Raw genomic sequence first — 25,823 nt, 5'->3', positions numbered from 1 at the left:
TCTGTCTCGTTCTTTTTTCAGCCGATTGAAACACACAGATGATGTGCACGGGAATTTTATACGTCTACGATACAGCGCGCTTCCCAGGTGTGATCTACTTTTTTCACGGATAACATGGTAAGCGTGGCGCCCTTCACTTCGATGCCGCGCTCCATGCTGTCTCTCCAGTGTTCTCCAGCCACCGTGGCTTTCCATAGGACACCTTCATGACGCAAACGGAAATCGCCAAACACAAGAGAATGTTCCTGTGATTTGGCTATCAGCAGATTCAACCAGGTCACCAGCGCAAGTTCCAGATCCGCCTCTTCAAATTCGAAAGTAATGATTTGCAGTGGATGAACACTTTCAATGTCCGCCATCAGGGAAAACATCACGCGGGCGGTATTGGCAAAACAATTTTCAACAGTATCTCCGCGCCCGATGATACCAATATCGGCGTCATGGTCAAAATAATTTTCGGTGTCTTTCAATCTAAAGTTCATCGCTAGAATGCGACCACTTTAGGTTTGACCAGCCGCTCAAAATCACCAAATGACAATTGCATGAGTTCGGAGTGTGACCCGGCGTTAAACAGGATATGGTCCTGATGCGTCAAATGACTGGAGACAAACACCGGCATATCATACAAATTTCCGAATGGCGGCATGGCACCCACTTCGCATCCCGAAAATTTGTCCTTGAATTCGGATTCTGCGGCAAGATCCACACCCGATGTACCCGTCACGTCCTTTAGTTTTGCAAAATTGACCTGGTCATTCGCAGGCAAGACCACCATGGCAAGACGTCCATCCATTTTCACAATGACTGTTTTTGCAAGCTGTTTGCCGGATATATGTGCGGCCGCGGCGATTTCCTGCGAGGTGAATGCGGGTGAGTGGGTCATGGAGACATATTTAACTTTATGACTATCAAGAAATTCTTTGAGTTTTTTGACAGGCATGACCATCTCCTTTTATGTATTGTTACAATCCTATTATAGCCCTTTCCACAGGCGATGTGCGCATACGCTTGTTTTACGCTTCAAGGCGGCCGCTCCGCTGTAAGACCGCGAGAAATATTGCCTTTTCCAGGTTGATATTGTTAAATGACCTTTCGTCTTGCAACCCTGTAATCCGCGATGCCTCAAACCGTGATGAAAATTCATTTTCAAAACCCGACGAAGCAAGACGAGGGTTTGAAATGAATCTTTCTCCATCGCATGCTAACCGCTGGCTGTCTCTTTTTCTCTGCGCACATTTGCTGCTCTGGACATTGGCGCCGGCTTTGCTTCGTTACAATCTGCCGCTGGATGCCATCGAAGGGACTATCTGGGGGCACCAGCTGGAATGGGGGTATGATAAAAATCCATTTCTTAACGGTTGGCTGACCGCCCTGGCGGTATATTTTGACCGTTATTCCGGCTGGGTAATTTATCTTTTTAGCCAGATTTGCGTGGTGACCGGTCTGTGGGCGGTATGGCGGCTGGCGCGGGAAATGCTTACTCCCGCCCATGCGCTGATTTCCGTCATGCTGCTGGAAGGCATTCAGTATTACAACTTTCACGCCATCGATTTCAACGATAACACGCTGGAATTATGTCTCTGGCCGCTGGCGGTCTATTATTTCTATCGCGCCCTGCGTTCATCCGGATATATGCCCTGGCTTTTGACCGGTGTTTTTGCCGGTTTGGGCATGATGGCAAAATACTATACCAGTACGCTGCTGGCCGGAATGGGATTGTTTCTCCTGACGCATTCCCAACACTGGAAACATTTTTCACGACCCGGACCTTACCTCGGACTCACCGCGTTTCTTCTCATCATCCTCCCGCACGGCGTCTGGCTGTTCCAGCATGATTTCATTACCATCCATTATGTGATCGAACGCGGCCGCAGCGCGCCAGGCTGGATCAATCATATTTTATATCCCGCCGCCTTCACGCTGGAACAATTGGAAGCCTTTTTGCCGGCTCTCGTTCTTTACAGCATGCTGTACTTAGGCAAAGAAAACCAGACACCGCCTCAACAGGATATAATCGGCGCTTTTAACCAGGCATTTTTATTTTATATCGGCATCATGCCTTTATTATTGACGCTGATGCTTTCCGTTCTTTTCGGCACAAAGCTGCGCGCAGGCTGGGGCATGCCTCTGTTATCAACCTGGGGAATCATACTGACCGCGTCACTTCGGCCCGCATTATCGCGAAAACAACTTTATTGTTTCATCGCTTGCGTTTTTCTGTTAATGGGCGTGATGATCACTGGTTACAGCATCCGTCTCCTGAACACTTCTTCCCTGGCAAGCGCCAACTATCCCGGACAGGAAATGGCGCGCGCGATCACTCAACTCTGGCATGAACGTTATCACACCCGGCTGGAGTATGTAGGAGGACCGCGCTGGATAGGCGGCAACATCGGATTTTATTCGCCGGATCATCCGGCCGTTTTTGTCGAATGGAACAAGCGCCGGGCTCCCTGGGTTTCTCTCGATGACTTGCGTGAAAAAGGAGCCGTATTTGTGTGGGACATGAATCAGGCAGAATCCGTCCCTGAAGATATACGCAAGGAATTTCCGCGTTTACTGCCGCCCGTCATCAAGGAATTCGTCCGGCACCGCAGTAAAAATATTTCAGCCCCGGTCAGAATCGGCATTGCCTTCTTGCCGCCGCAAACGCGGGCAGACGCGATTCTTCCTGCCGCACCGGCTTGAAACATGCAGGCAAAACGCAGTGTCACGAAAACACACGGCAAATCAGATCCGCGGCTTTATCAACGTGGTCTGCGGTGGTAAAACGTCCGAAAGAAACACGCATGGAACTTTTGGATTGACTGTCATCTAGTCCCATGGCACGCAGTACATAAGAACCCTCTGTCCCCTTGCCCTGGCACGCCGAGGCGGTAGAAACGGCAATTTCCGGAACCTGGGCCAGGATGGCGTCAGCCAGCATGCCTTCAAAACGAAGATTGAGAATATGCGGCACTGCGTGAACAGAATCACTGTTCACCCGCAGGTTTTTTATGGAACCTAGCCTCTCTAAAAAGCGGTTGCGCAACTGGCGTATGGCGTTTGTTTCCTGCACCATGCACTCTTGCGCCAACCGGAAAGCCTCTCCCATTCCTGCCATTTGATGGGTGGCGAGCGTGCCTGAACGCATGCCTTGCTCATGACCGCCCCCATGAATCAGCGGCTCTACTCTGACCCGGGGTCTTTTGCGTAAATACAACGCGCCTATCCCCTTGGGACCATAAGCTTTATGCGCGCACAGAGACAGTAAATCCACCTGCGTGTTTCTGACATCCAGCGGCAGCTTGCCAGGGCTTTGCGCCGCATCCACATGCAGCAAGATGCCGCGCGCGGCTGTTTCTTGTGCCAGGGCACTTATGTCCTGAATCACACCTGTTTCATTATTCACGTGCATGATGGAGGCGAGTATCGTGTCTTCTCTCAAAGCCGCAATGAATTTTTCCAGGGAAAGCCGGCCGTCCGCTTCGGGCAGCAGATAAGTGATGAGATAACCTTCTTTCTCCAGACAAGCGCAGGTATCAAGTACAGCCTTGTGCTCGGTCTTCATGGTGACGATGTGCCTGCCTTTGTGCTGATATAACCGCACCGCGCCTTTCAGTGCCAGATTGTCGGATTCGGTCGCCCCCGAAGTCCAGATAATTTCAGAGGGATCTGCATGAATATACGCTGCCACACATGCGCGCGCGGCTTCCACCACTTCTCTGGCTGAGCGGCCATAATCATGAAGGGAAGCAGGATTTCCAAACATGCCGTCCAGCGTGAGGCATTCCGCCATTCTGGCCGCCACTCTGGAATCAACAGGCGTTGTCGCCGCATAATCAAGGTATATGGGTTTCATTCGTTTCTGTGTGGTTATGATAATAATGTCTATAAAATAGTCATTTTTATATGGAAAGTCAAAAACAGCGGTTCCATCAGAAACGGCTGGGAACGCGGCGTAATCCGCTGACAAGCGGATTCGCCGCAGCTGAACCTGCTTCAATATACTCAGCGTCCTGGTTCACACACCAGACATCGTAAAGCCGTTCACCGGCGATAATATTTTTCACCGTCAGCATGGCGGTCATCATGGCATGATCCTGATTATTATATTTGTGCATGCCATTACGCCCTACCAGATAAAGGGAAGGAAATTGTGTTTCCAGCTGCTGACGAATGGTAGCGACATGATCATGGTATTGACTGTCATATACGGGATAAGCATTCAACTGGCGGACAACCCGCCCATCCAGGATGTCTTCCGCTTCCGCGAGGCCCAGCGCTGTGATTTCCCTGACAGCCTTGGCAATCAGCTCATGATCCGGCGCAGACCAGATGGAATCGCCGCGCGAACAAAAATATTCCATGCCATAACTGCACATGCCCGGCTCCGGTACCATCTCCGGCGACCAGGATTTGAAATTCTGGATGCGTGCGACATCAACATGGTCATCATGCACGTAAATCCAGTTATCCGTGAATTTTTCCTGATCCCTGAGTATCAGGACCACAATCAAAAAATCCCGGTAATGCAATCCCCCGGCTGCGGCAGCCAGGGTTTCTGAAGGCGGCGGACTCAGGTAATTCAACACCAGATCACGCAAAGGAGCGGAAGAAATGACATGCGTCGCGCTAAGCGCACGCTCTTGCCCATGCTCATCACGGCAGCGGATTTCCCATTTTTTTTCATCACTGTCATAGGCGCAGTGATAAACCGCATGTCCCATGATGACCTGGCCGTCATTTTGAAGGATTTTTTTCGTGCATACTTCCCATAACATGCCCGGCCCCTTGCGCGGATAGCGGAAAGTATCAATCAGCGTCTTGATGACCGGCTTGGCGCGCCGCCTTAGCCAGGCGCCGGGCATGAGAGCGTGGGCAATGGCGGAAAACAGGGACAGGCCTTTGATTCGCTGCGCCGCCCAGTCGGCGGAAATTTCATCACAAGACATGCCCCAGACTTTTTCGGTATACGTTTTAAAAAAGATACGGAATAATCTTGCGCCAAAATGATTGGTTACCCAGTCTGCAAAGCTCTTTTGTCTCCCCAACGGCCGGATCCGCACTTTCAGATAGGACAAGACACACAGGCTGGATTCCAGCCAGCCCAGCTTGCTTAAAGCCTCGAAAGCGCGCAAGGGATAGGAAAAAAATTTCTGGCGATACAAAATCCGTGAAGAGCGCGGCCGCTCCAGCATGTCATCGGGCAATATTTCAGACCACAGAGCCTCCACTTCCTCCGCTTTGGAAAAAAAGCGGTGACCGCCGATATCAAAATGATACCCCTTGTATTTGACTGTGCGCGCAATCCCGCCCACATAGTCAGGATCGGCTTCTATAACAGTCACCGGGATCCTGTCTTTCGAGAGTAAATAAGCAGCTGTCAATCCTGCCGGGCCTGCGCCAATAATGACCACATGAGTCTGCATAGAAAAAGTCCGTTTACAATCGCGAGGCAGTCGCGGCACTCCGGCACCCACAGAAGGCAGTGCGTCCGGTAATCATTTAATCAGGTCCGGGTTAAAGATGCTGGATAAACCTGTTGCTCCTTCATAACATTCAGTGATAATAAAACACGAAGAAGTCCCCATGCAACAAGCATGGCGGGATACTTATCAGGAAAAACCCATGAGGATACGCCAAGTTGACGACAGATAAAATTCAGCATCGTTCTTTTATACTTTCGCTCGCGGGCGTTTGTCTGGTCTATCTGGTCATGGTACTTGCCTATAACCGCTACGCCATGCTTTCAGTGGATGAATTCTGGTTCGCCCATTTCATCTACCGTTACAAGGACGGATTGCCCTATCGTGATTTCGCTCCCTATAAGACCATACTGGGATATTATCTTTTATTGCCGCCCATGTTATCGGCTCGCGGCATCATGCAAACCCTGATTACCGTAAAAGACACTTTCGCTTTCCTCAACATGTTTATTCTGTTTATCTCTTCATTATGGTTAACACGATATTTTTCCCGGACCGGCGTTCTGATCAGCTTATTCATCCTGGTTTCTTCAGAAATTGTTCTCTCTTATTCCACACAGATACGCGTGGATTTACTCGGTTACTGGTTTTGCTTTTTTTCACTTCTGTTCCTGCTGGAAAAGCGTTTTCTGACCGCCGGAATTCTGCTTGGACTCGGATTTGCAACCACACAAAAAGCCATTTGGTATATTTTTGCCGGCAACTGCGCCCTGGCGATTCAGTGGCTTGCGTATGACCGCCAGATAAAAAACCTGCGAAATCTTGCGGCTTTCAATGCCGGCTGCGGGGCTTTAATCCTGATGTATCTCGCGCTCTGGTCATGGGTGACCGATTGGAACACTGTGATCAACAGTGTTTTTCATGAGGCGTCCGCCATGTATCGACTGGATTGGTATGACACCGCGCGCCGGCTGTTCTGGCAAAACATTATTCTCCACAATCCCCTGCTGTTTCTGTTATGGCCGCTGACACTTGTCAGTCTGTTTGTCACCCATGAAAATGACACCCGTTTCCGTGACCGCATGTTTATTGTTATTTTTGCCTGTGTAATCCTGCTGTCACTGATCCCGTACAAGCAGGTATTTCCATATTACATGCAAGTCACCATACCGGTATTTTTTGTCTTGTATGCCGCCTTCGCCTCCTGGACCCAGGCTGTCTTCTCACCCGCGCCGGCGTTGCGGCTGTTCGTTTCCAAACGGTTTCTCCAGGCTTTTCTGCTGATTTATCTGGCTGCCATTCTGCTGCTGATTTCCTTTCTGGAATTACCCGGCGCTTATTTGTTCTTTTGCCTCATTCCCGTTTCTCTCATCGCTTATATCACGAGCGGGAACAGCGCGCGCGCATCGCTGCGCAGCCTGTTTCTGCCGCTCATCCTTCTCACCGTTCTCTTTGTCGGTCTCATTTATCCCGTCTCATTACTGCCCGCACGGCTCGCCAGCATGAACGGGGACTATCAGAAAGCCCAGGTCCGAATGATTGGCAGCTTGCTCGCGACGCGCGGTGATTATGTCGCCGGCGTGGAACTGATCTACAACAGAAACCAGCCCATCGCGGGATTGCGGCATTTAATGGGACCCGCCATCGATTATCTTTACAAACCCACTCCCAGGCTAAGGACGGTCATGCTCGCTTCGTTATATGAAGATCCCGATGCAACGGCAGATTCCGTGATTCAGTCGCTCAGATCATCCGCGGTAAAATTTTATGTGAATAATTACCGGATCAATGCCCTGCCATATAAAATCAAACATTATCTTGATTCACAATATGAACATTGGTGGGGCAGCATTTATCTTTATGCGCCGCGCATCCCCAGAGGAAAAGGCTTGTTTGTCCTGAAATTCAGCGGTCAATACCTGATTGAATCCGATGCGGCCGGCAGCATTGAAATCAATGGCAAGCCTTATGCACGAGGAGACAGGATCAGCTTGCAGCAGGGTGAATTTTCTTCAAATGCCATCGTGGATTACCGCCTGAAACTCCTGCCAGACATAAACGGGCAGAAACCGGATCCGCGTTTTCAAAAGGATCAGTGGAACAAGGTCATGTTCTGATGTGTACAGCCTCTGCCAAAAATCGCGGGGCAGTCTGCCCGGAGGTTGTATTTATGACTGTCTTTGCTAAGATGATACGATTGATGTCATCTCTGGAATACAAGCTGGACAGGGTTACTAATGGATAATTCAACAGCCAATCCCCGCATCGCAATTCTGATCCCCTGCTATAACGAAAGCGCCACCCTGCCGCGGGTCATCCATGATTTCAAACAGTATTTTCCACAATCCGACCTCTATGTATACGACAACGGCTCAACTGACAACAGCGTGCAAATCGCGCTCGCCGGCGGAGTGCATGTCACACATGTCGCCATGCGTGGAAAAGGCCAGGTGGTAAGACGCATGTTTGCGGATATAGAAGCCGATATCTACGTCATGGTTGACGGCGATGCAACCTACGACGCCGCCAGCGCGCCCGCCGCCATTGATCTGTTGATCCAGCAATCTCTCGACATGGTAGTTTGCACCCGCAGACCCAACGGACAATACTCTTTTCGGCCCGGACATGCCCTGGGCAACAAGTTGTTTACCCGAACCGTCAACTTTTTGTTTGGTCATCAGTTTACGGACATATTTTCCGGTTACCGGATTTTCTCACGGCGTTTCGTAAAGTCATTTCCCGCCATCTCGCAGGGATTCGAAATCGAGGCTGAAATCACCATACATGCGCTGCAGCTGGGACTGCCCTGCGCTGAAATCGAAACTCCTTATCAGGAGCGGCCGCCAGGCTCGGTCAGCAAGCTGAATACCATCCGGGATGGTTTGCGTATCCTGCGCACCATTCTTTTACTGTTTTTATATGTGCGTCCCATGGCGTTTTTTGGGGTCTTGTTTATTCTGCTCGCCATCATTTCCCTGACTCTCGGAATCCCCGTCACGATTAATTTTATCCACACCGGATTGGTCCCCCGAATGCCCACGGCAATCCTGGCCGCCTCGCTTGGATTGCTGGCGAGTTTATGCCTCGCCTGTGGAATTATTCTGGACAGCGTCAGCCGTTCCCGGCTGGAAACGAAACGATGCTGGTATCTGATCGCTGCTTCCGCGCGTTAAACGAATGATGTACAAGACACTAAAAGATCACAGGATAGTTTTACTGCTGGCCATGCTGGGCTGCGGGTGGTTGTCCCTATATTTTGGCAAAGAACTCTGCTGGGACCTCGCGCATTATCATTATTACAGCCCATTTGCCTTGCTAAACGGGCGCAGGCAAATGGATTATTGGCCCAATTCCTATATCCATCAATTTATTAATCCCGCCATTGACCTGTTTTCGTATTTTTTAATCAGCCAGATGACGCCGCGGATGTCGGAATTCATATTGGGCGCCGCACACGGAATCAATTTATGGTTATTATTCCTGATCGCCCGCCGCCTGATACAGGAACCCTATGCTTACTTCATCGCAGTCATGCTCGCCTTCATGGGATTATGCGGACCCACGGTTTTGCCCGGAATCGGATCCTTCCAAAATGACAATCTGGTGGCAGTGTTTGTCCTGGGATTCGTACTGCTGCAATTACAGTGTCTTTCAATTTATCAACAATCAGAGCGCCTGTCCCGTGTCCGGCATGTTCTATCCGGAGTCATACTGGGACTGGGATTCGGCTTGAAACTGACAGCTGGAATTTACATCGCGGGAGGCATCGCCGCCGCGTTAATTTTACCTGTTCCCTTTGGCGTGAGGCTCAAAACGCTTTGTCTCTGGGGCGCAGGATGCGCAGCCGGCATGTTGGTGACGAATGGCTACTGGATGGCAGTCATGTGGGAATCGCATCGAAATCCTTTTTTTCCATTTTTCAACAATTTCTTTCATTCACCTGATTTTATCGATGCCGCCTGGCGTGATAAACGGTTCCTTCCTTCCACGCTTTCGCAAATCCTGTTTTTTCCTTTTTATTTTGCCTGGGACGGCCGCACCGCGGATGCGCCATTCCGGGACCTGCGTTTTCCAGTAATCTATATCTTGTTTGTATGGATCGGCTTGCAATGGATCAAAAACAAATTCTACGCCTGGCGCAAAAAAAATGCGGCCGCGCAAGAACGCGCAGCCCAGCAGGAAACATCTGAACTTCCGTTATTTCTGCTGCATTACTGGCTGTTCGCGTTTTTTATTTTTTCTTACATCGTCTGGCAATATTATTTTTCCATTGCGCGCTACCTCGCTGCGCTGGAAATGCTTGCACCGCTGATCATTTATTTGTTGATACAACAGATGGTGCGCAACAAAATTCTTTGTTACGCAAGCGTATTTCTGGTGTTTTACATTCTTCTTTATTTTCTCTCTCCCATTCCCATGGTAAGAGCGCCCTGGTATGACTCAAGCTTTTTTAACGTCAAACTGCCGTCATTGATTGCCCGCACACCCCGGGCTACAGTGCTCATGACATATACAGCTTATGTCATGGATCGTGATCCGCGTCCGCAAACTTATTTGATCCCCTTCTTTCCCCGCGGCTGGCGGTTTATCGGCGTCCCCTTCTGGCACCGGCAATATCTGGAAGAATCAACCGCAACGGAAAACATACGCGCGCGGCTGCGCGGACAGCATGACCCCCTGTTTTTATTGACATCGGATGCACAAATGCCGGCCCTTTATCAAACTGTGCGCCGCTTTGATCTGATGCCGGCTGGAAAATGTGAGAAAATCTACAGTGACAGGCAAGCGGTCACACATCAAAATGTGTTGTTATGTCCGGTCGTCTCCATGAATGGATTGCGTCACCCTTAGCCGCGCACGCACGTGCGGCGAGGCGCAGCACTGATTGCCTTAATCTCATTCATATACATTTTACCGTTAGTTGCATTGGCTCCAAATAATCCTTGATAGGCAAAATATCCGCCGATGACAACGCCAAAAATGGTCGCCGCGGCCACACCCAGGCCTTTGACAAAGGTGACAAAGCCGGTGTCACGCCGTGTTGCCAGGAGATCACGGTTTGCTGTGATATGCTGATGAAATTTTTTCAATACGTCTGTCCTTGACTGAGCCGGTTTGCGCAAAATGGTCACAGCCCTATGCATCACCCGGTGTTTTTTCAAGGCAAGTGACAGCTTGATATTATCTCCAATCACTTGCTCGACCTTCGCATCCGCTTCATTTGCATGCCTGGCACCATATTGCCTTATCAATGCGGCGGTAATGCCGCGTTTCATTTGCGCAATTTGCGAATGCTGCAATATCTTCACATCGACAGTCTTGTTAAAGAGGGTCTTGTACAATGCGGAAAGCGTTTCTTCATTACTGATTTTATTCACTTCCTGTGCGATTTCGTTTTGTAAATATTGATGGTAACGGACGGAAGCGGCCTGATAATCCAAAATCCGCCAGAATTCACCCGATTCAATATCCTGATTTCGGGCCTTGCGCTCAACCCGCTGCTGAGCTGTCGCCTGTTCCTCATACCATTTCTGGATGACAGGATTTTGCATATGTTTCAAAAGAGTGTTAGCCACTCTCGGATTTTTCATCAGAAAGCGCTGCATTGCCTGAGGGCTGCCGTCAAGCAAGCCTTGTACATGCCGGCCGTCTCCGAACATTGCGATTCTGAATTCAGCGATAGTCATATAATAGGTTGTATGCTGTCCGCGCAGAAATGCCTTGTGCATCTCATCAGACAGCGGCGCTATCATTTGCGCATTGTTTTCCGCCCACGCCTGAAATTTCTTATTCGAATCCGCATTAAATGTGACTGAAAAGAAATCCGCATTAAGGTAAAGGAATTCGATGATAGTATGAATATTCGACATAATTCGCATGCCCCTCGTTTGTTATCATCATTTTTATTGTTTACACCCATTATAAGGCTTAATTCTTGAAATTAATTAAAATACTCTTATGCCCCGTCATGAGGCGGAAGCACAGCGCAAGGTTTGCAATGATAGCGAGGCATGTGGTTCGAGACGCCGCTAACGCGGCTCCTCACCACGAACGGAAAATACTCAATCCGTTCGCTCCTTCGACAAGCTCAGGACAGGCCTGAGGAGGACACGTCAGTGTCCGTCTCGAAGGGCCTGTCCTGAGTCTGTAGAAGGGCAAGTAAAACTGTTCATCTGGAATCGGAGTTACATTGTCAGACGCCGTTTTTTTTGGATTCCTGTATGGCGGTGAGTATACCGCGCAAGATATTCATTTCCATGACATCCGGACGGGTACGCATAAACATGCGGCGCAATCGCGTCATTAACTTGCGCGGCGCATTCATTTTCAAAAAATCAATTTCAATCAACACATCCTGCAAATGCGTGAAAAACTTTTCCATTTCATCAGCTGTCGCAAGACGATAATCCCATGTATCGGCTGAGGCATTCGTGTCCAGACTGGCGAGGCGCAGTTCATAAGAAATCACCTGGACCGCGGCAGCCAGATTCAGCGAACTGTATCCGGGATTTGCCGGAATTTGTGTGTGCAGATGGCAGCGCTGTAATTCTTCATTGCTCAAACCGGATTGTTCGCGGCCAAACAGAATGGCTGTGGTACCCGCGGGAGCCTCGCGCTTCAATTGCTCAGTCATTGCGCGCGGAGCAAGCATAGGCCAGGGAATGGTGCGCGATCGTGCGCTTGCGCCCACCACCAGGGTGCAGTCCGCCACTGCTTCTTCCAGTGTACTCACAACCACCGCCTGGTCCAGGATGTCAGAGGCGCCGGACGCCATTTCGACCGCTTTCGCGTGCGGGAACTGTTCCGGCGCCACCAGCCAGAGGTCGGATAAACCCATGGTTTTCATCGCCCGCGCGGCGGAACCAATATTCCCGGGATGGGATGTATTTACCAGTACAATTCGAATTCGATCAAGCATGGCCGTACATTAGTCATCAGGTGTCACAGGGCCGACAGCTTATCACAAGTCTAATGAGGTTGGTATTTTGCTTCAGGCAGCGGCCGGACATCCCGCTTGCCCGCTCACGGCTTTGAAGTATCCCCGCGAATTGACTCGCTCACCTCCGGACCGGCACGGCCCCGGGCTGACACAATTATCCCTGGCATCCCCGGCCCTTTCGTTTTATTATTGTCCCACTCTGATAAATATAATTTGCGAAGCGCTTTTAACACTATGCGAGAACCCATCATAAACATTGCGATTGAAGCGGCGCGGTCTGCGGGCAACATCATCACCCGCGCCATGAAGCGCCTCGAAAATATCAAAATCGCTGAAAAGCAACCCAATGACATGGTCACGGAAGTGGATCAGCGCGTGGAACAGGAAATCATCTCCATCGTGCGCAAGGCTTACCCTACTCACGGGTTTCTCGGCGAAGAAGGCGGGGAAATCAAGGGAGATGATTATCAATGGATCATAGACCCCATTGACGGAACGCGCAATTTCATTCATGGATTCCCGCATTTTGCCATTTCTATCGCGGTTACCCACAAAAACAAGATTGAACACGGCGTGATCTATGACCCTAACCGCCAGGAATTATTCACCGCGAGCCGGGGCAAAGGCGCCCATCTGAATGAGCGCCGTATTCGCGTCAGCCAACGTAAACGCCTGGAAGAATGCCTGCTGGGAACCGGATTCGCTTACCGTCACAAGAATGTCAGCCACGACATTCCAGGTAAAATCCTTCAGTCCATGATCCCTCTTTGCGGTGATGTACGCCGGGCGGGAGCTGCCACGCTGGATCTTGCCTACGTCGCCTGCGGCCGCCTGGACGGCTTTTGGGAAATTGGCCTTAATATCTGGGATATTGCGGCAGGCATCCTCTTGGTCAAGGAAGCTGGCGGTATGGTATGCGATCCCCATGGCGGCGAAGACTACCTGAAAACCGGGAATATAGTGGCGGCCAATCCCGCCATCATGCGGCAGTTTCTGAAGACCATCAAACCGCAGCTGGATGAAAACACCGAGTAAGGTAATAAAAGTTATTATTAAACAAATTATTACTTTGCACCTCCCCGCCATCCCCCAGTTGCGCCCGGAATTCCAGTATAATGTATATAGGCAGAGGCAGACCTAAAACCTGTTTTAAAGGGGGGGGTTATGGCTTTCCGATATACAGCGAAAATCTATTTCGATGAAGGCGAAGTCGCCCATGAGAGCGGAAATGACATTGATGAACTCTACAGTTGGATGCTGATCAAGACACAGGGCAAATTTGGAAATTTCAACGGCGAGATCACGGATAACAAAACCGGAAAAGTGGTCAGAAGTTTTCGCAAATCCCCTCCGGATTGATTCCCGGCCAAAAGATTCGTATATTGCATGGCTTATCTTACTATCAGGATTATTAAGGACACGTCTCATGCAATATATTTCCAAAATCAGCTGGAACCGCCACGCATCCACCCCCTTCAACGTCAAATCCTTTGATCGGTCACACGTCGTGCATTTTGGCAGCGGATCTTCCATTTCCGCGAGCAGTGCGCCGGAGTACCTGGGCAAAGCTGAACTGCCCAATCCGGAAGAATTATTCACGGCTTCGATTTCCAGCTGTTTTATGCTGACGTTTTTATACTGGGCTGCGCTGAAAGGCTTGATCATTGACGATTATTCCGCCGAGGCCATAGGCACTCTCGCCAAAAACGCGGAAGGCAAGATGGCAATGACTGAAGTCGTGATCAAACCAACTATTGTATTTCACGAAAACAAAAACCCGGAACCCGCCGTACTGGAAGAATTGTTCAAAAAGGCGCACGAAAATTGCTTTATTTCTTCCTCGGTCAAAACCAAAGTCACCGTGCAATCCGAGCAGACTGCTACAGCTTGATAACATAAGCTCCAGTGAAGCGCCCGCTGCGCAAGTCAGCCAGCGCTTCATTCGTCTGTTCGAGCGGATAGATATGGATTTCGGTATGAATCGGAATTTTAGGCGCGAGCGCCAAAAACTCTTCCCCATCCTGCCTCGTCAAATTCGCAACCGAGCAAACCGCGCGTTCTCCCCATAATATTTCATAGGGAAAGGAAGGGATATCACTCATGTGAATTCCGCCGCAAACCACCACACCTCCTTTGATCAGCGCCCGCAGTGCGACGGGAACCAGCTCTCCCGCCGGCGCGAAAATAATGGCCGCGTCCAGCAGCTCCGGCGGCGATTCTGAGGAGGCGCCCGCCCACACCGCTCCCAGCGTTAACGCGAATTGTTGCGCCTCCCTGTCACCCTCCCGGGTAAACGCATATACTTCCCGCCCCTGGTGCCGTGCCACCTGCAACAAAAGATGCGCAGCCGCACCAAACCCATACACGCCCAAACGCCGGGCATTTCCGGTTTTACGTAATGCCCGGTAGCCGATTAATCCCGCACACAATAAAGGCGCGGCCTGATCATCGGGATATTCGTCCGGAATCGAAAAACAGAAACGCGTATCTGCGACACAATACTCCGCCAGACCGCCATTGACTTGATAGCCGGTGAAACGCGCCTCATCACAAAGATTTTCCTTTTCCGCGAGGCAATAACGACAATGGCCGCAACTGCTGCCCAGCCAGGGAACGCCGACCCGCTGGCCGCCGCTGAATCCGCGGACATTTTTTCCGGTTTTTTCTACTATTCCCACAACCTGATGTCCGGGAATAAGCGGCAGTACCGGCTTATCTAATTCACCATCCAGAATATGCAAGTCTGTACGGCATAATCCGCAGGCACGGACTTTTATCAAAATCTGATCGGCTGCCGGCTCCGGAACAGCGACATCGGCTAGTAACAAAGGCTGATTTTGTTTTTCCAGGAGCATGGCGCGCATAAGCTTCTATCCTGTGCTGAATATCCTGTTGCCCCTGCGCTTGGAAAATCAGTCGGGGCAAACCATGTAAAACAACGAGTCAATCATGACATGTTAAATAAATGACCGCTAATAGTCACGCAGACACGGAAAATAAGATAAAAGAAAGGCTGACAGCGATCCGGCTGTGGATCACAGCCGGATAACGATGTAGCGCAAAGGATTAACGCGTGACAGAGCTTGAATAGCCGCCGCCCGGATGACCCGCAAACCCGTAACGCTTTCTGACAGGTGCAGCGGAGGGAGCGGAATCGGAACTGCTAGAGCTGGAATACCCGCTGCCAGACGAGGAATCGGAACTGCTGGAGCTGGAATACCCGCTGCCGGACGAAGAGCCGGAGCTGCTAGAGCTGGAATACCCGCTGCCAGACGAGGAATCGGAACTGCTGGAGCTGGAATACCCGCTGCCGGACGAAGAGCCGGAGCTGCCAGAGCTGGAATACCCGCTGCCGGACGAAGAGCCGGAACTGCCAGAGCTGGAATACCCGCTGCCAGACGAAGAGCCGGAGCTGCCGGATGAACCTGTCACAGAACTACGATACCCGCCGCCCGAATCAGATGGAGCCGGGCTGGAAGGGGCATAGCTTTGACGCTGGTAACCGGAAGACCCTGTTGAATAATAGCCGCTAGGAGCAGCAGGTGTCTGGGAACTGTAGTAGCCGCTGTTATGCGACTGGGTGCTCTGGTAATGCTTGTCACGCTTGTGATGGCGGTTGTAATAATCACGGTTATAGCCGGAAGTGACGCTGCTGTAATAACCATCACCGCCGCCGCTGTAATAATCCGTGGTATAACTTTCCTCAATGACACAGCCGGCAAGCAGCGCTGCGCCAGAAATCACGAGTAATGTTTTCGTCAGCTTATTCATGGGATTTCTCGTATTAATTACAGAACTTTCTGTTTACATCGATATGGTAACTGCCCGGCCTGCCATCCACAGTAACAATGGCGCGGCGGCAAACATTCTGATCAAAGAACACGCTACGGTTCCAGTCCAGAAGCACCAGATGGGTATCGCCATAATAGGAATCATTGCTGATGGTGTCGCTCTTGCCTGAACCAATCCTGTCATCAATAGGTGAGCCTGGGACCACCGCGAAAATCAATTCATCCGAATAATTGGTGACGGTAATATTGGTTGCGGGAACTGCCAGTGCTTTCATGCCTGCTTTGGGATGCTGAGTGCTGTAATAAACACCGCTGTCAACTTTGGCGGCGGCAAAAGCAAAGGATACGGCGACAATGCTGGCTGTCGCAGCTAAAGTGGTAAGCATTTTCTTCATATACACCTCATAGGTCGTGTTGAACGAATTGGCAATTTACGTCCCTGAGGCAACCATGCAGCCTGTGAAGCTTTCCGAGGCTGAAAATTATACCTGCAACCATGGTACAAGCAAGTGCTTGCCGTCTGTCCTGGTCACGAATTGAACACTCCATGGGGATTGTTCATTGAACTCTGTTCAGTAAATATCCTTGCCAAAAGAAATAGCCAGATACATTTGCGGTCAGGCAAACTTGCGGGTCAGCCAGGCGGTCACTGTACTCAGAAAAACCAACACGCCCCAGGTCGCGAGCGAAGGCGGCTGCATATTAAAATAATTCGCGATCACAGGAACCTGGACCAATAATAACAGCGCTGCCAATGACACGATGACAATAATACGCGCCGTGAGTGACTGGAGTCTGCTCAAGCCCAAGGTAAATGCGATATGCGCCAACCCTACCGCCAGGAATGCGTTCGCCCGGGCAATCATGTCATTCCCGGTCAGATATAAACTCATCAGATAAGCCGACATGACGATCAGGGTGGAATATAAACCCAGTATTCCCATTCCCCACCAGTCATACGGATTAAAAAAAGAGATGCGGCGCTTGGCCGCGGAAGAGACGGCCGCCGGCATTTCACCCGGCAGGTTCTGGAAAACCAGCATGCACGTCGGATGGATGAATAATTCTATGCATACAATATGAATGGGATAATACAATAATGGAAATCCCATCAATGGAATCAATGTCGCTGACAACACATAAGGCGTGTGCACCAGCAGCAGGTATTTGAAACTGAGCTGAAGATTCCTGAATAATTGCTTGCCTTCACTGACGGCATTCACAATGCTGCCGAAGTTATCATCCAGCAATACAATGGAAGCGGCTTCACGCGCGCTTTGCATGCCTCGCTCTCCCATTGCGATGCCCACATCCGCCGCCCGCAATGCCGGCACATCATTCACACCGTCGCCCGTGACCGCGACAATCTCATCCAGATCGCGCAAAGCGTTCACGACCGCGAATTTTTGCGAAGGCACCGCCCGCGCGATCACGTCCACATGCCGGAGAAATTCGCCGCCGCCCTTTCGCAGCAGCAATTCCGCCTTGCCGGCGGTGATGACATTGGGCGCGCCTTCTCCCAAGCCAATATCCGCGGCGATTTTTTTCGCTGTCGAGGGATGATCGCCGGTAATCATCAATACGCGGATTCCGCCGCGACGGCATTGTCTGACCGCCGCAAAAACTTCCTGGCGCGGCGGATCTTCAAATGCCAGCACCCCCATGAATTCATAATTGCGATCCGGTTCTGCCAACGCCGCGTTTTGCGCCGGCAATAACAAACGCGCGCAGGCAATCACCTTGTAACCCTGCCTGGCCAATTGATTGACTTGCTCGCGCCAATAGTCTTCCTGCCCGGACGCGAGTGTGCAGATGTTCAACAGTACTTCCGGCGCGCCCTTGGTGGCGAAATAGAATTGCCGGTCCAGCTGATAACAGGAAGTTTCGCGTTTACGTTCTTCAGTGAAAGGATAAACCTGTTTGGATTCATATCCGGCCGCAGGCAAATCTTTGGCCACATCGATAATGGCGGCATCCAGCGGGTCGCCGCTGTCCGCACGCGACGCGAGTTTCGCGCATAACAGCAAATCCGCTTGCATCACGGATTGTGCCGGCGTTGAAACCGCGACACGAAAACGACCCTCGGTAATAGTGCCAGTCTTGTCGGTACAGATGCAGGAAACCCGCCCGATGTTTTCCACTGAAACCGCGCGTTTGACCAGCGCATGTTTTTTCGCGAGGCGGTATACGCCAACACCGAGAAAAAATGTAAACGTCATGGGAAATTCATCAGGCAGCGCGACCACGGCGAGCGTCGCCGCACTGAGTATGGCATCAACCAGCCCGAATCCCTGATAAAAGCGCACGAGAGCAAGCAGAATACAAAACCCCGACGCGACAACAATCAAAATGAAAACCAGTCTGGCCAGCGCGTGCTGCAAGGGCGTCATCTCCTGCTGGGTTTTCAGCACGGAAGAAACGATTTCGCCATAAATGGTTTCCTTGCCTGTATAAACAACGCGAACCAGCGTACTCCCGGTCAACAGGCGCGTGCCTACCAGCCCCCAGTACGTATAACTGATCAGGGGTTGCGCCGAACCTGCGGGAATGGCGGCCAACGCCTGCTTGCTGACCGGGAACGCTTCTCCCGTCAAGGAAGATTCATCGACTTGCGCGTTTTCAGCCGAAATAATGACGCCGTCAGCGGCAAAATATTCTCCCCCCTTGACCAGCACCAGATCACCCGGAACAATGTCTCTCGCCTCAATCATCCGTTCCCGGCCGTCACGAATAACACGCGCATAGGCAATCAGGCGGCTGCTCAACGCCTGTGTGGAAACCTGCGTACGCCAGTGCAGAAATGCATCCATCCCGCCTATGGGAATAATAGCCAGCAAAAGAATGATGGCGCTGGTATATTTGGACAAAATTGCGAAGAGAAAACTCGCCGCCACCAGAAACCAGATCATGGGATCAAGAAGCGTGTCTGTCAGCAGGCCCAGCCAGGCATTGCGCCGTTTCTCCACCACATCATTTGCGCCGTATTGCGCGCGGCGCCGGACAACTTCCTCTTCATCCAGGTTCCATCCCGGAGACAGGGATTGATTGATGCGCTCAACCGGCAAGGCTCTAAACATGGACAAACATCCTTTTAAGCTTCGCATCCTTTCATATCGGATGCGCCCAGTCTGTCATGACAAACCTGTCATTTCCTGTGTATTTTCTGCGTCTCTTGCGGCGCATTTTTTTGGGCAAGATCCTCGAATTGCCTGATCCTGTCTTTCACCCGTGACGGTTGTGATTGACCCTGTGAACTGAAAAAGCCCTGCGTGGACACAGCATCTGAACGCTCCTTGCCCTTGTCACTTCTCTTGTCTACAGGCGCGGCCTGTTCAGTGACATACATTTTCTTTTCCGCAAGACGGCTGACTGCGGCTGCGAAAGCGGCGTCTCCGACTTTCTCGGCATGGTTCTTGAGCTTTCCCAGACCCGGAACATCCAGATTATTGATTTCGTTTTCCACCCGATTACGTGCTGCCGCGAACTGCTTGCCCTTTTTTCCTTCTGCCATTTTGTGCAGCAAATACAAATCTTCAATATCCAGATTTTTACTTTTGTTCATCATCTTTTCCAACCAAGGTCGTATTTCAGCCGCCGATTTTGCCGTCGCAGCTTGATCAATCTGGCTGACCAGCTCCATGTTCTGATGGGTGGTGGCGGACTTGCGCCACTCATGCAATTCCAGCATGTCAAGGCCGTCAAGAAACTGCTTTTGCTGCCTTTCACTCAAATGGCTTAAATCAGGCATCATATCCGTGTCAAAATCCAGATCTTCAACTTCGGATTCACTTTCCTCGTCGGAAAAATCAGATTCATCGATTTCCAAGCCCATCTTTTTTTCTTTTCTGAACGGGTTCTTAAGAATTTTTCTGCTTTTTTTTCGATTGCGCATAACCTGTCCTCCACATTCTTGGCAGCTCTATCGTCTGCATTAGTCTCGATTTGCTTTTAATCTACAGTGATAATATTAGTATATGCCAATTCATCCTGTGTGGATGATTTTCAGATACATTCAGACAGCAGTATGAAAAATATTGCATTTTTCATGACATTCAACGCAAGTATCAATCCAGGGTTTTACGATAGCGTAGCAAAGCGATCACCAGCATGACCAGCATAAAAACCAGCAGCGGCCATAAATCAACCCACGATTCGGCGAAGCCTATGCCTTTCAGCATGATGCCGCGCACAATATTGATGAAATGTGTGAGCGGAAGCAGATTGCCTATCCACTGCGCCCATTCGGGCATGCCCTTGAAAGGAAAAGCAAAGCCGGACAAGAGCATGGAAGGCAAAAAGAAAAATATACTGGTTTGGCTGGCTTCCAGCTGTGATTTGGCAATCGTTGAAATTGTGATTCCCACAGACAGGTTAGCCAGCACAAATGGAAAGACCATTAATAGAAGCAAAAACAGACTGCCTTCCATGGGAACTCTGAAAAACGCTATGGCGATAATCAACACGACCATGACTTGCAAATAACCGACCAAGATAAAAGGTGTGGCCTTGCCGATAATGACTTCCAGCGGAAGTATAGGTGTGGCCAGCAGAGTTTCCATTGTGCCGTTTTCGCGTTCGCGCGTCAGCGCCATGGAAGCCACCATGACAAATGTCATGGTCAACAATGTCCCCAGCAGGCCCGGCACAATGTTATATTGCGTAATCGCGCTGGGATTATATTTGGTGTGAACAAGAAGGCGCGCCGGACCCGGTTTGGGATTCAGCCATTTGAGAGGGCCCGTCAAGTCATACTGAAACGCTTCCGCCATTAATCCGCTGGATGCCGCGACCGCATAAGCCACTGAAACCGGATCGGTCCCATCCACTTCCATCAATGCGGACGGCGTCTCGCCGCGCACGAGTTTTCGAGAAAAGTCAGGCGGAATGTTGAGCGTGAATAATACCTGATGAGTCTCTATCAGTTTTTTAGCCTCCGCTTCCGATTTGGGAAAATGAGTAAACCGGAAGTACTCGGTATTTTCCAGTTCCTGCACCAGCGTGCGCGCGAACGGACCGTTGTCAGTGTTGATCAGCGCACTGGGTAAATGCTTGGGATTAGCATTGATGGCAAGGCCGAAAATAATCAACTGCAAGATCGGCATGAATATGATAATGGCGAAAGTACTGCGGTCACGCCTGAATTGCGTGAACTCCTTGATGATGAGTCCCCATAACCGGAACAATGAAAAATCACTTGGCATCATACATTCTCTTTTTGCGCGGCCCGCTCATTGACCAGGTGGATAAAGACTTCTTCCAGGCTGGTTCCCACATGCTGCCAGGTAAATCCCGGCTGGCTGTCTACAGCCTGCTGCATCAAACCAGCGTCCGTGCCGCATATTCTCAATTCATTGCCCCAGGCAATGACTTGTTCCACGCCTTTCTGTTCGCGCATGGTATCCGCAAGCGTCGTCAGGTTTTTTCCGCTCGCAGACCAGGTGATCAGACCGACATGCTTGATGATGTCCTTGATGGAACCTTCCGCCATCAATGAACCATAAACGATATAAGCCAGACGATTGCAGCGCTCCGCCTCATCCATATAATGTGTGCTGACCAGCGAAGTGATCCCTTTCGCGGTCAATTGAGAAATATAATTCCAGAAATCCCGTCTGGCCTTGGGATCGACACCCGCTGTGGGTTCATCCAGCAAGAGCAGTTTGGGGTCATGTATCAACGCCGCCGCCAGCGACAATCTTTGCTTCCACCCGCCGGACAGCCTGCCGGCCAGCACATTTCGATACTGATCCAGACCCAGCTCCGCCATAAGATCACGCGCGCGCGTGATATAGTCTTGCTCCTCATATACTCGCGCGATAAATTCAAGATTTTCCGTGACGGTCAAGTCCTTGTACAAACTGAATGTTTGCGGAACATACCCAACCAGGCGCTTGATCTTGCGTGCGTCATTCAGAATATCGTAGCCGAAACACTGGCCGGTTCCGGAATCCGGTATCATTAAACCGCACAACATGCGTATGGTGGTGGTCTTGCCGCTGCCATTCGGCCCCAGAAACCCAAAAATCTCGCCGCGACGCACATTCAGGGAAACATGATTCACTGCCAGCTTGCCGTTAAAACTTTTTGTTAAATCCTTGACGTCTACAATATATTCGTCTGACATAGGCATGCTTCAATGGTCAAGAGAATAAGAAACCATCACGGGCTGGCCGGGATGCAGACGATAGGCAACCTGCGGAGTAAACTCCGCTTCAATCCGGTAAATCAGTTTTTCATTGGTTTCCCTGCTGTAAATGACAGGAGGCGTATACTCAGCGGATGGAGAGATGAAACTGATGCGGCCGACATTATCTTGCGCGCAGCTATCGCATTGCACAGATACCTTGTCTCCCAGCTTCAATCCGCCCAGAACCGTTTCACTGACGTAAAACACCACCTTGATGTCCGCCGGCGCCAAAAGAGACAAAACCGGCTGGCTGGCTGAGGTATATTCTCCCAGGCGATAATAAGTATCAAACACCACCGCGTCCACAGGCGCGGAAACCTCTTTCTGCTCTTCAGTCCATTTCATTTTCTCCAGCACCGCGCTGGTGGAGGCAATCTTGGCATTAGACTGCGCGAGCTGCGCTGCCAGCGATTCATAATTGGATCTGGCGTTATCGAGCTGGGATTTCTCTATCGCATTTTTTGGAACCAGGACTTTATAACGCTGGTAGGTAATTTTTGCGTATTCCAGATTTGCAGCGATCGCGTCGCGTGCCGCGACAGACTGCTTGAGATCTTCCTGTGCCTCGCGGTATTCATCGCTCTCAGGTTTCTTTTCCAGCACAAACAAGATATCTCCCTGTTTGACGCGTGCGCCGCGTTGCACCCGCAGCTGTTTTAATACTCCGGACACACTGGTTGCCATGTATGTATAGCGCCCTTCCACATATCCTTGCGCTTTTCCCTGCTCGCTGCGCGAACATCCCGCCGCGGTAACAGTTGTCCAGACCAGAACCAATATGATGCAAATCCGTTTCAAATGCATGAGACAATCCGGGTATCAGGTGATATCCCTGATTATCCTCGAAAAAACCGCCGGGCGCGAGTATTAGGTGCGGAGCGGAGTAATAGCAGGCCGCAGGTGTGAGAAAAAGGTGTTGGCACCGTAAGTTCGAAACACCTGTTAGTCAAAATTATATGTCAGACTGAATGTCGCCATATTCGCCGGCGGCATGGCATTCGTACTGGTATTGATATTACCCAGACCCTGGACGCGCTTGAATTCCACGCCAGCCGTCATATGCGATTTTGGAATATCATAGCCTATACCCACCCCGTACACAGGGCGGATTTTGCGCTGGGATTTTGAGCCGCGGTTGAGAGCCAGGAAGTCACTCACAACAGGCACCCCCCCATCCTGGTATTTGACTGCGTTATTGACCGCGGCGGCGCCGCCTAATGCATATAGACTCAATTTGCTTTCGCCCAAGGGCAGATAGGTTTTTGCGACGATATCAATGGTATTCATGGAATACTCTAGCGACGAATTGAGGTTATTCAAACTGCCCGTGTAACGTGTTTTCGCATACCGCGCAATGCCTGCCTCAATACCGAAGTAGTGGTTGAAATTAAATCCCGCATACGCTCTTCCACCCAGACCGCCCGCTGATTTTGCTGTATGACCTCCCGAATTCGGATCCACAGCAAAGATATCTCCGGAAGGCGTATCCAGTTTGGACGGGCCCAGCCCCACTCCCGCGTAAGGCCCGGGAATGGCTGCTTGAGACAAGACAGGCCATATACAGAGAAAACACAGTAACAAGCCTGGCAAGGCAGATTTATTCATTCGTATCATGGCTTCGTCTTGTTTGGAACTTTCATTATGGGCAAATTATATACAAATTATCTTTTTTGTCAATTTGTTAATTTATTATGTTACAATTGATTACAAGATGTACAAATAGATAAATCACACGAATATCTTTAACCTGAATTGTATGGCCTTATGACAACAAACCGTTTTTTCCCTTCCGCTCCCTCATCCGAAGACAGATTGAATAATCTACTCATACGCATGCTGGATCTCCTTGATCCATCTGAAAAGGAAGCTGCGTTAAGAGATATTTTGCGGGAACTGAAAATACTGGATTTATCCGGCATAGATAAACGCGAAAGAATTTGCCTCATCGATTCTGCAATCAAGTTTGGCAGCATGGAACTAGTCACCGCGATCACTGAAAAATATATTGCGCTTGGGCTGCAAGACGATATCCGTGTTCCCTATGAAAACCATGGAGAACATGCTTTTCGACCGGTTTTTTGGCTGGCTGCTGTCGCGACACGGCTTCCCGGTATTCCCGAGGAAAATTACAACGCCATCGAGAAATATCTATGCGAAAAATTTAACATCCCGGTTACTGTCGTCATTGATGGCACCGCCATAACCCGGGATGAATACGTCAAGGCAGTAACCGCATGGAAACAACAGCAAAACGCCAAACTGAGACAACAGGGGCGTGACAGTGACAGATATGTTATTCCAGAGTCCGGCACACAGCTGACGAACAATCGCTTCTCTTGATTGCACACATATTACGCGGTCAGCCCTGAGCTCGTGGTTCGAGACGCGACACTGCGTGTCGCGTCTCGAACCACGAACGGAAAGCACTCAATCCGTTCGCCCTGAGGAGGCACGCAGTGCCGTCTCGAAGGGCCTGTCCTGAGGAGGCTGCGCAGCAACCGTCTCAAAGGGCGGGCAGCTCCTCACCACGAACACAGGAGGACTTTAAGTCCGGAAGTTTATTACGGCCTTTCATCCGCTTCTTTAGGCACCGCGATCAAGTGCTGACGCGTCAGCCCCAGGGCAAGCGTCAATGAACCCGCGACATAAATTGAGGAATAGGTACCGACAACAATACCGATAATCAGCGCCAGGGCAAAACCATATAAAAGAGTGCCGCCGAGGAAAAACAGGGCGAGTACCACGGTAAGAGTCAGTGCTGATGTCATGATGGTTCGCGACAATGTCTGGTTGATAGACTGATTCATGACTTCCAGCGCGTCAGCCTTGCGGAACTTGCGAAAGTTTTCCCGCACCCTGTCAAAAATAACAATGGTGTCATTCAGTGAATAGCCAATCACCGTTAATACTGCTGCCAATGTAATAAGATTGAATTCAATGTGAAAAAAGGAAAACACACCGACGATAATAATGGGATCATGCACCAGCGCGACCGTCGATCCGATCGCGAACCGCATGTCAAAACGGAAAGCGATATACACCATGGTTCCCAGCAGCGCGATAATGATAGCCATCAAGCCTTTGCTGGCCATCTCCTGTCCTACCGTCGGACCGATATAATCCACCTGGGTCATTTTCGCGCCAGGCAGGGCTTCCAATACTTTGGTCACCATGGCGGTACGAGTTTTTTCATCCAGCATGGCTGGTTCATTTTCTTTAGGCACCAGGCTGACCAGCACATCCCTGGACGTACCGTAGCTGATCACGACGGCTTCGGGAAAACCGGCTTTTTCCAGATTATCGTGAATTTGCACCAGATCCGCGGCCTGCGGATAGCTTAGCTGGATTTGCGTTCCGCCGGTAAAGTCCAGGCCCCAGTTCAAGCCGTAATAAGCGAGTGAAATCAGGGAGAGCGTAAAAAGAATCACGGACAACATGGCTGCCCATTTGCGCTGGGCCATGAAATTGATAGTCGTATTATGTTTAAAAAATTCCAT

Annotated in this window: 24 protein-coding genes; 8 read left to right on the top strand and 16 right to left on the bottom strand. The window is 50.5% G+C overall.

Features of this window, described 5'->3' with window-relative positions:
* Nucleotides 1-56: 56 nt before the first annotated feature.
* Together AQULUS_RS02700 and AQULUS_RS02695 are read right to left on the bottom strand one after the other, a co-directional pair.
* Nucleotides 57-470: an archease gene (locus AQULUS_RS02700; RefSeq protein WP_232051819.1), complete on the bottom strand. Its 414-nt coding sequence runs from the start codon at nucleotides 468-470 to the stop codon at nucleotides 57-59.
* Nucleotides 471-484: 14 nt separating this feature from the next.
* Nucleotides 485-940 carry an aminoacyl-tRNA deacylase gene (locus AQULUS_RS02695; RefSeq protein ID WP_148338369.1) on the bottom strand — a complete coding sequence of 152 codons (456 nt, stop codon included), beginning with the start codon at nucleotides 938-940 and terminating at the stop codon, nucleotides 485-487.
* 239 nt (nucleotides 941-1,179) lie between these two features.
* On the opposite strand from AQULUS_RS02695, the gene AQULUS_RS02690 reads away from it, so the two are divergent.
* Nucleotides 1,180-2,688 (top strand): glycosyltransferase family 39 protein, encoded by a 1,509-nt coding sequence (locus AQULUS_RS02690; RefSeq protein WP_172622705.1) that lies wholly within the window; start codon nucleotides 1,180-1,182, stop codon nucleotides 2,686-2,688.
* Nucleotides 2,689-2,710: 22 nt separating this feature from the next.
* Here the strand turns inward: AQULUS_RS02690 and AQULUS_RS02685 are convergent, their stop codons facing one another.
* Both AQULUS_RS02685 and AQULUS_RS02680 read right to left on the bottom strand, forming a co-directional pair.
* Complete coding sequence (locus AQULUS_RS02685; protein ID WP_148338364.1) at nucleotides 2,711-3,841, bottom strand: aminotransferase class V-fold PLP-dependent enzyme; 1,131 nt, start codon at nucleotides 3,839-3,841, stop codon at nucleotides 2,711-2,713.
* Between the two features lie 76 nt (nucleotides 3,842-3,917).
* Entirely contained in the window at nucleotides 3,918-5,411 is a 1,494-nt protein-coding gene (locus tag AQULUS_RS02680) for an NAD(P)/FAD-dependent oxidoreductase (protein ID WP_148338363.1), read from the bottom strand.
* 215 nt (nucleotides 5,412-5,626) lie between these two features.
* Here AQULUS_RS02680 and AQULUS_RS02675 point away from each other — a divergent pair, with 215 nt between their 5' ends.
* The 3 genes from AQULUS_RS02675 to AQULUS_RS02665 all read left to right on the top strand — a co-directional run bounded on the left by AQULUS_RS02675 (nucleotide 5,627) and on the right by AQULUS_RS02665 (nucleotide 10,259).
* Nucleotides 5,627-7,525 (top strand): hypothetical protein, encoded by a 1,899-nt coding sequence (locus AQULUS_RS02675; protein WP_148338361.1) that lies wholly within the window; start codon nucleotides 5,627-5,629, stop codon nucleotides 7,523-7,525.
* Between the two features lie 120 nt (nucleotides 7,526-7,645).
* Nucleotides 7,646-8,581, top strand: coding sequence for a glycosyltransferase family 2 protein (locus AQULUS_RS02670; RefSeq protein WP_148338359.1), 936 nt, complete (start codon nucleotides 7,646-7,648; stop codon nucleotides 8,579-8,581).
* Between the two features lie 4 nt (nucleotides 8,582-8,585).
* A complete protein-coding gene (locus tag AQULUS_RS02665) occupies nucleotides 8,586-10,259 on the top strand; it encodes a glycosyltransferase family 39 protein (RefSeq protein ID WP_148338357.1) in 1,674 nt (557 codons plus the stop codon).
* Here AQULUS_RS02665 and AQULUS_RS02660 read toward each other — a convergent pair.
* Both AQULUS_RS02660 and trmJ read right to left on the bottom strand, forming a co-directional pair.
* Complete coding sequence (locus AQULUS_RS02660; protein WP_148338355.1) at nucleotides 10,256-11,278, bottom strand: hypothetical protein; 1,023 nt, start codon at nucleotides 11,276-11,278, stop codon at nucleotides 10,256-10,258. The genes AQULUS_RS02665 and AQULUS_RS02660 overlap by 4 nt on opposite strands.
* Before the next feature lie 323 nt (nucleotides 11,279-11,601).
* Nucleotides 11,602-12,327, bottom strand: coding sequence for a tRNA (cytosine(32)/uridine(32)-2'-O)-methyltransferase TrmJ (trmJ, locus tag AQULUS_RS02655; RefSeq protein WP_148338353.1), 726 nt, complete (start codon nucleotides 12,325-12,327; stop codon nucleotides 11,602-11,604).
* Between the two features lie 255 nt (nucleotides 12,328-12,582).
* Here trmJ and AQULUS_RS02650 point away from each other — a divergent pair, with 255 nt between their 5' ends.
* The 3 genes from AQULUS_RS02650 (at nucleotide 12,583) to AQULUS_RS02640 (ending at nucleotide 14,239) form a co-directional block, all read left to right on the top strand.
* Nucleotides 12,583-13,383 carry an inositol monophosphatase family protein gene (locus AQULUS_RS02650; protein WP_148338351.1) on the top strand — a complete coding sequence of 267 codons (801 nt, stop codon included), beginning with the start codon at nucleotides 12,583-12,585 and terminating at the stop codon, nucleotides 13,381-13,383.
* A 129-nt stretch (nucleotides 13,384-13,512) separates the two neighbouring features.
* Entirely contained in the window at nucleotides 13,513-13,707 is a 195-nt protein-coding gene (locus tag AQULUS_RS02645; protein ID WP_148338350.1) for a hypothetical protein, read from the top strand.
* A 67-nt stretch (nucleotides 13,708-13,774) separates the two neighbouring features.
* Nucleotides 13,775-14,239, top strand: coding sequence for an OsmC family protein (locus AQULUS_RS02640; RefSeq protein ID WP_148338348.1), 465 nt, complete (start codon nucleotides 13,775-13,777; stop codon nucleotides 14,237-14,239).
* Here the strand turns inward: AQULUS_RS02640 and AQULUS_RS02635 are convergent.
* From AQULUS_RS02635 to AQULUS_RS02595, 9 genes are all read right to left on the bottom strand, one after another.
* Entirely contained in the window at nucleotides 14,229-15,212 is a 984-nt protein-coding gene (locus AQULUS_RS02635; protein ID WP_148338346.1) for a zinc-dependent alcohol dehydrogenase family protein, read from the bottom strand. The genes AQULUS_RS02640 and AQULUS_RS02635 overlap by 11 nt on opposite strands.
* A 202-nt stretch (nucleotides 15,213-15,414) precedes the next feature.
* Complete coding sequence (locus AQULUS_RS02630) at nucleotides 15,415-16,119, bottom strand: hypothetical protein (protein ID WP_148338344.1); 705 nt, start codon at nucleotides 16,117-16,119, stop codon at nucleotides 15,415-15,417.
* A 13-nt stretch (nucleotides 16,120-16,132) separates the two neighbouring features.
* Nucleotides 16,133-16,534: a hypothetical protein gene (locus AQULUS_RS02625; RefSeq protein ID WP_148338342.1), complete on the bottom strand. Its 402-nt coding sequence runs from the start codon at nucleotides 16,532-16,534 to the stop codon at nucleotides 16,133-16,135.
* A gap of 222 nt (nucleotides 16,535-16,756) precedes the next feature.
* Nucleotides 16,757-19,216, bottom strand: coding sequence for a cation-translocating P-type ATPase (locus AQULUS_RS02620; RefSeq protein WP_172622704.1), 2,460 nt, complete (start codon nucleotides 19,214-19,216; stop codon nucleotides 16,757-16,759).
* A gap of 68 nt (nucleotides 19,217-19,284) precedes the next feature.
* Nucleotides 19,285-20,031 carry a hypothetical protein gene (locus AQULUS_RS02615; RefSeq protein WP_148338338.1) on the bottom strand — a complete coding sequence of 249 codons (747 nt, stop codon included), beginning with the start codon at nucleotides 20,029-20,031 and terminating at the stop codon, nucleotides 19,285-19,287.
* Nucleotides 20,032-20,203: 172 nt separating this feature from the next.
* Complete coding sequence (locus AQULUS_RS02610) at nucleotides 20,204-21,343, bottom strand: ABC transporter permease (protein WP_197737276.1); 1,140 nt, start codon at nucleotides 21,341-21,343, stop codon at nucleotides 20,204-20,206.
* On the bottom strand, nucleotides 21,340-22,269 hold the full coding sequence (locus tag AQULUS_RS02605; protein WP_148338336.1) for an ABC transporter ATP-binding protein: 930 nt from the start codon (nucleotides 22,267-22,269) through the stop codon (nucleotides 21,340-21,342). Before AQULUS_RS02605 ends, AQULUS_RS02610 begins: the two co-directional genes overlap by 4 nt.
* 3 nt (nucleotides 22,270-22,272) lie before the next feature.
* A complete protein-coding gene (locus tag AQULUS_RS02600; protein ID WP_148338334.1) occupies nucleotides 22,273-23,130 on the bottom strand; it encodes an HlyD family secretion protein in 858 nt (285 codons plus the stop codon).
* A 138-nt stretch (nucleotides 23,131-23,268) separates the two neighbouring features.
* Entirely contained in the window at nucleotides 23,269-23,940 is a 672-nt protein-coding gene (locus tag AQULUS_RS02595; protein ID WP_148338332.1) for an outer membrane beta-barrel protein, read from the bottom strand.
* A 150-nt stretch (nucleotides 23,941-24,090) separates the two neighbouring features.
* Between AQULUS_RS02595 and AQULUS_RS02590 the strand changes: the two genes are divergently transcribed.
* Nucleotides 24,091-24,666, top strand: coding sequence for a hypothetical protein (locus tag AQULUS_RS02590; RefSeq protein ID WP_148338330.1), 576 nt, complete (start codon nucleotides 24,091-24,093; stop codon nucleotides 24,664-24,666).
* A 221-nt stretch (nucleotides 24,667-24,887) separates the two neighbouring features.
* On the opposite strand, the gene secF is transcribed toward AQULUS_RS02590, so the two are convergent.
* Nucleotides 24,888-25,823, bottom strand: a complete 936-nt coding sequence (gene secF, locus AQULUS_RS02585; protein WP_148338328.1) for a protein translocase subunit SecF — start codon at nucleotides 25,821-25,823, stop codon at nucleotides 24,888-24,890.

It is taken from the genome of Aquicella siphonis, assembly GCF_902459485.1.
Taxonomy (GTDB): Bacteria; Pseudomonadota; Gammaproteobacteria; order DSM-16500; family DSM-16500; genus Aquicella; species Aquicella siphonis.
The sequence above is the reverse complement of the archived record's forward strand: the minus strand, read 5'-3'. Positions and strand labels throughout refer to the sequence as shown.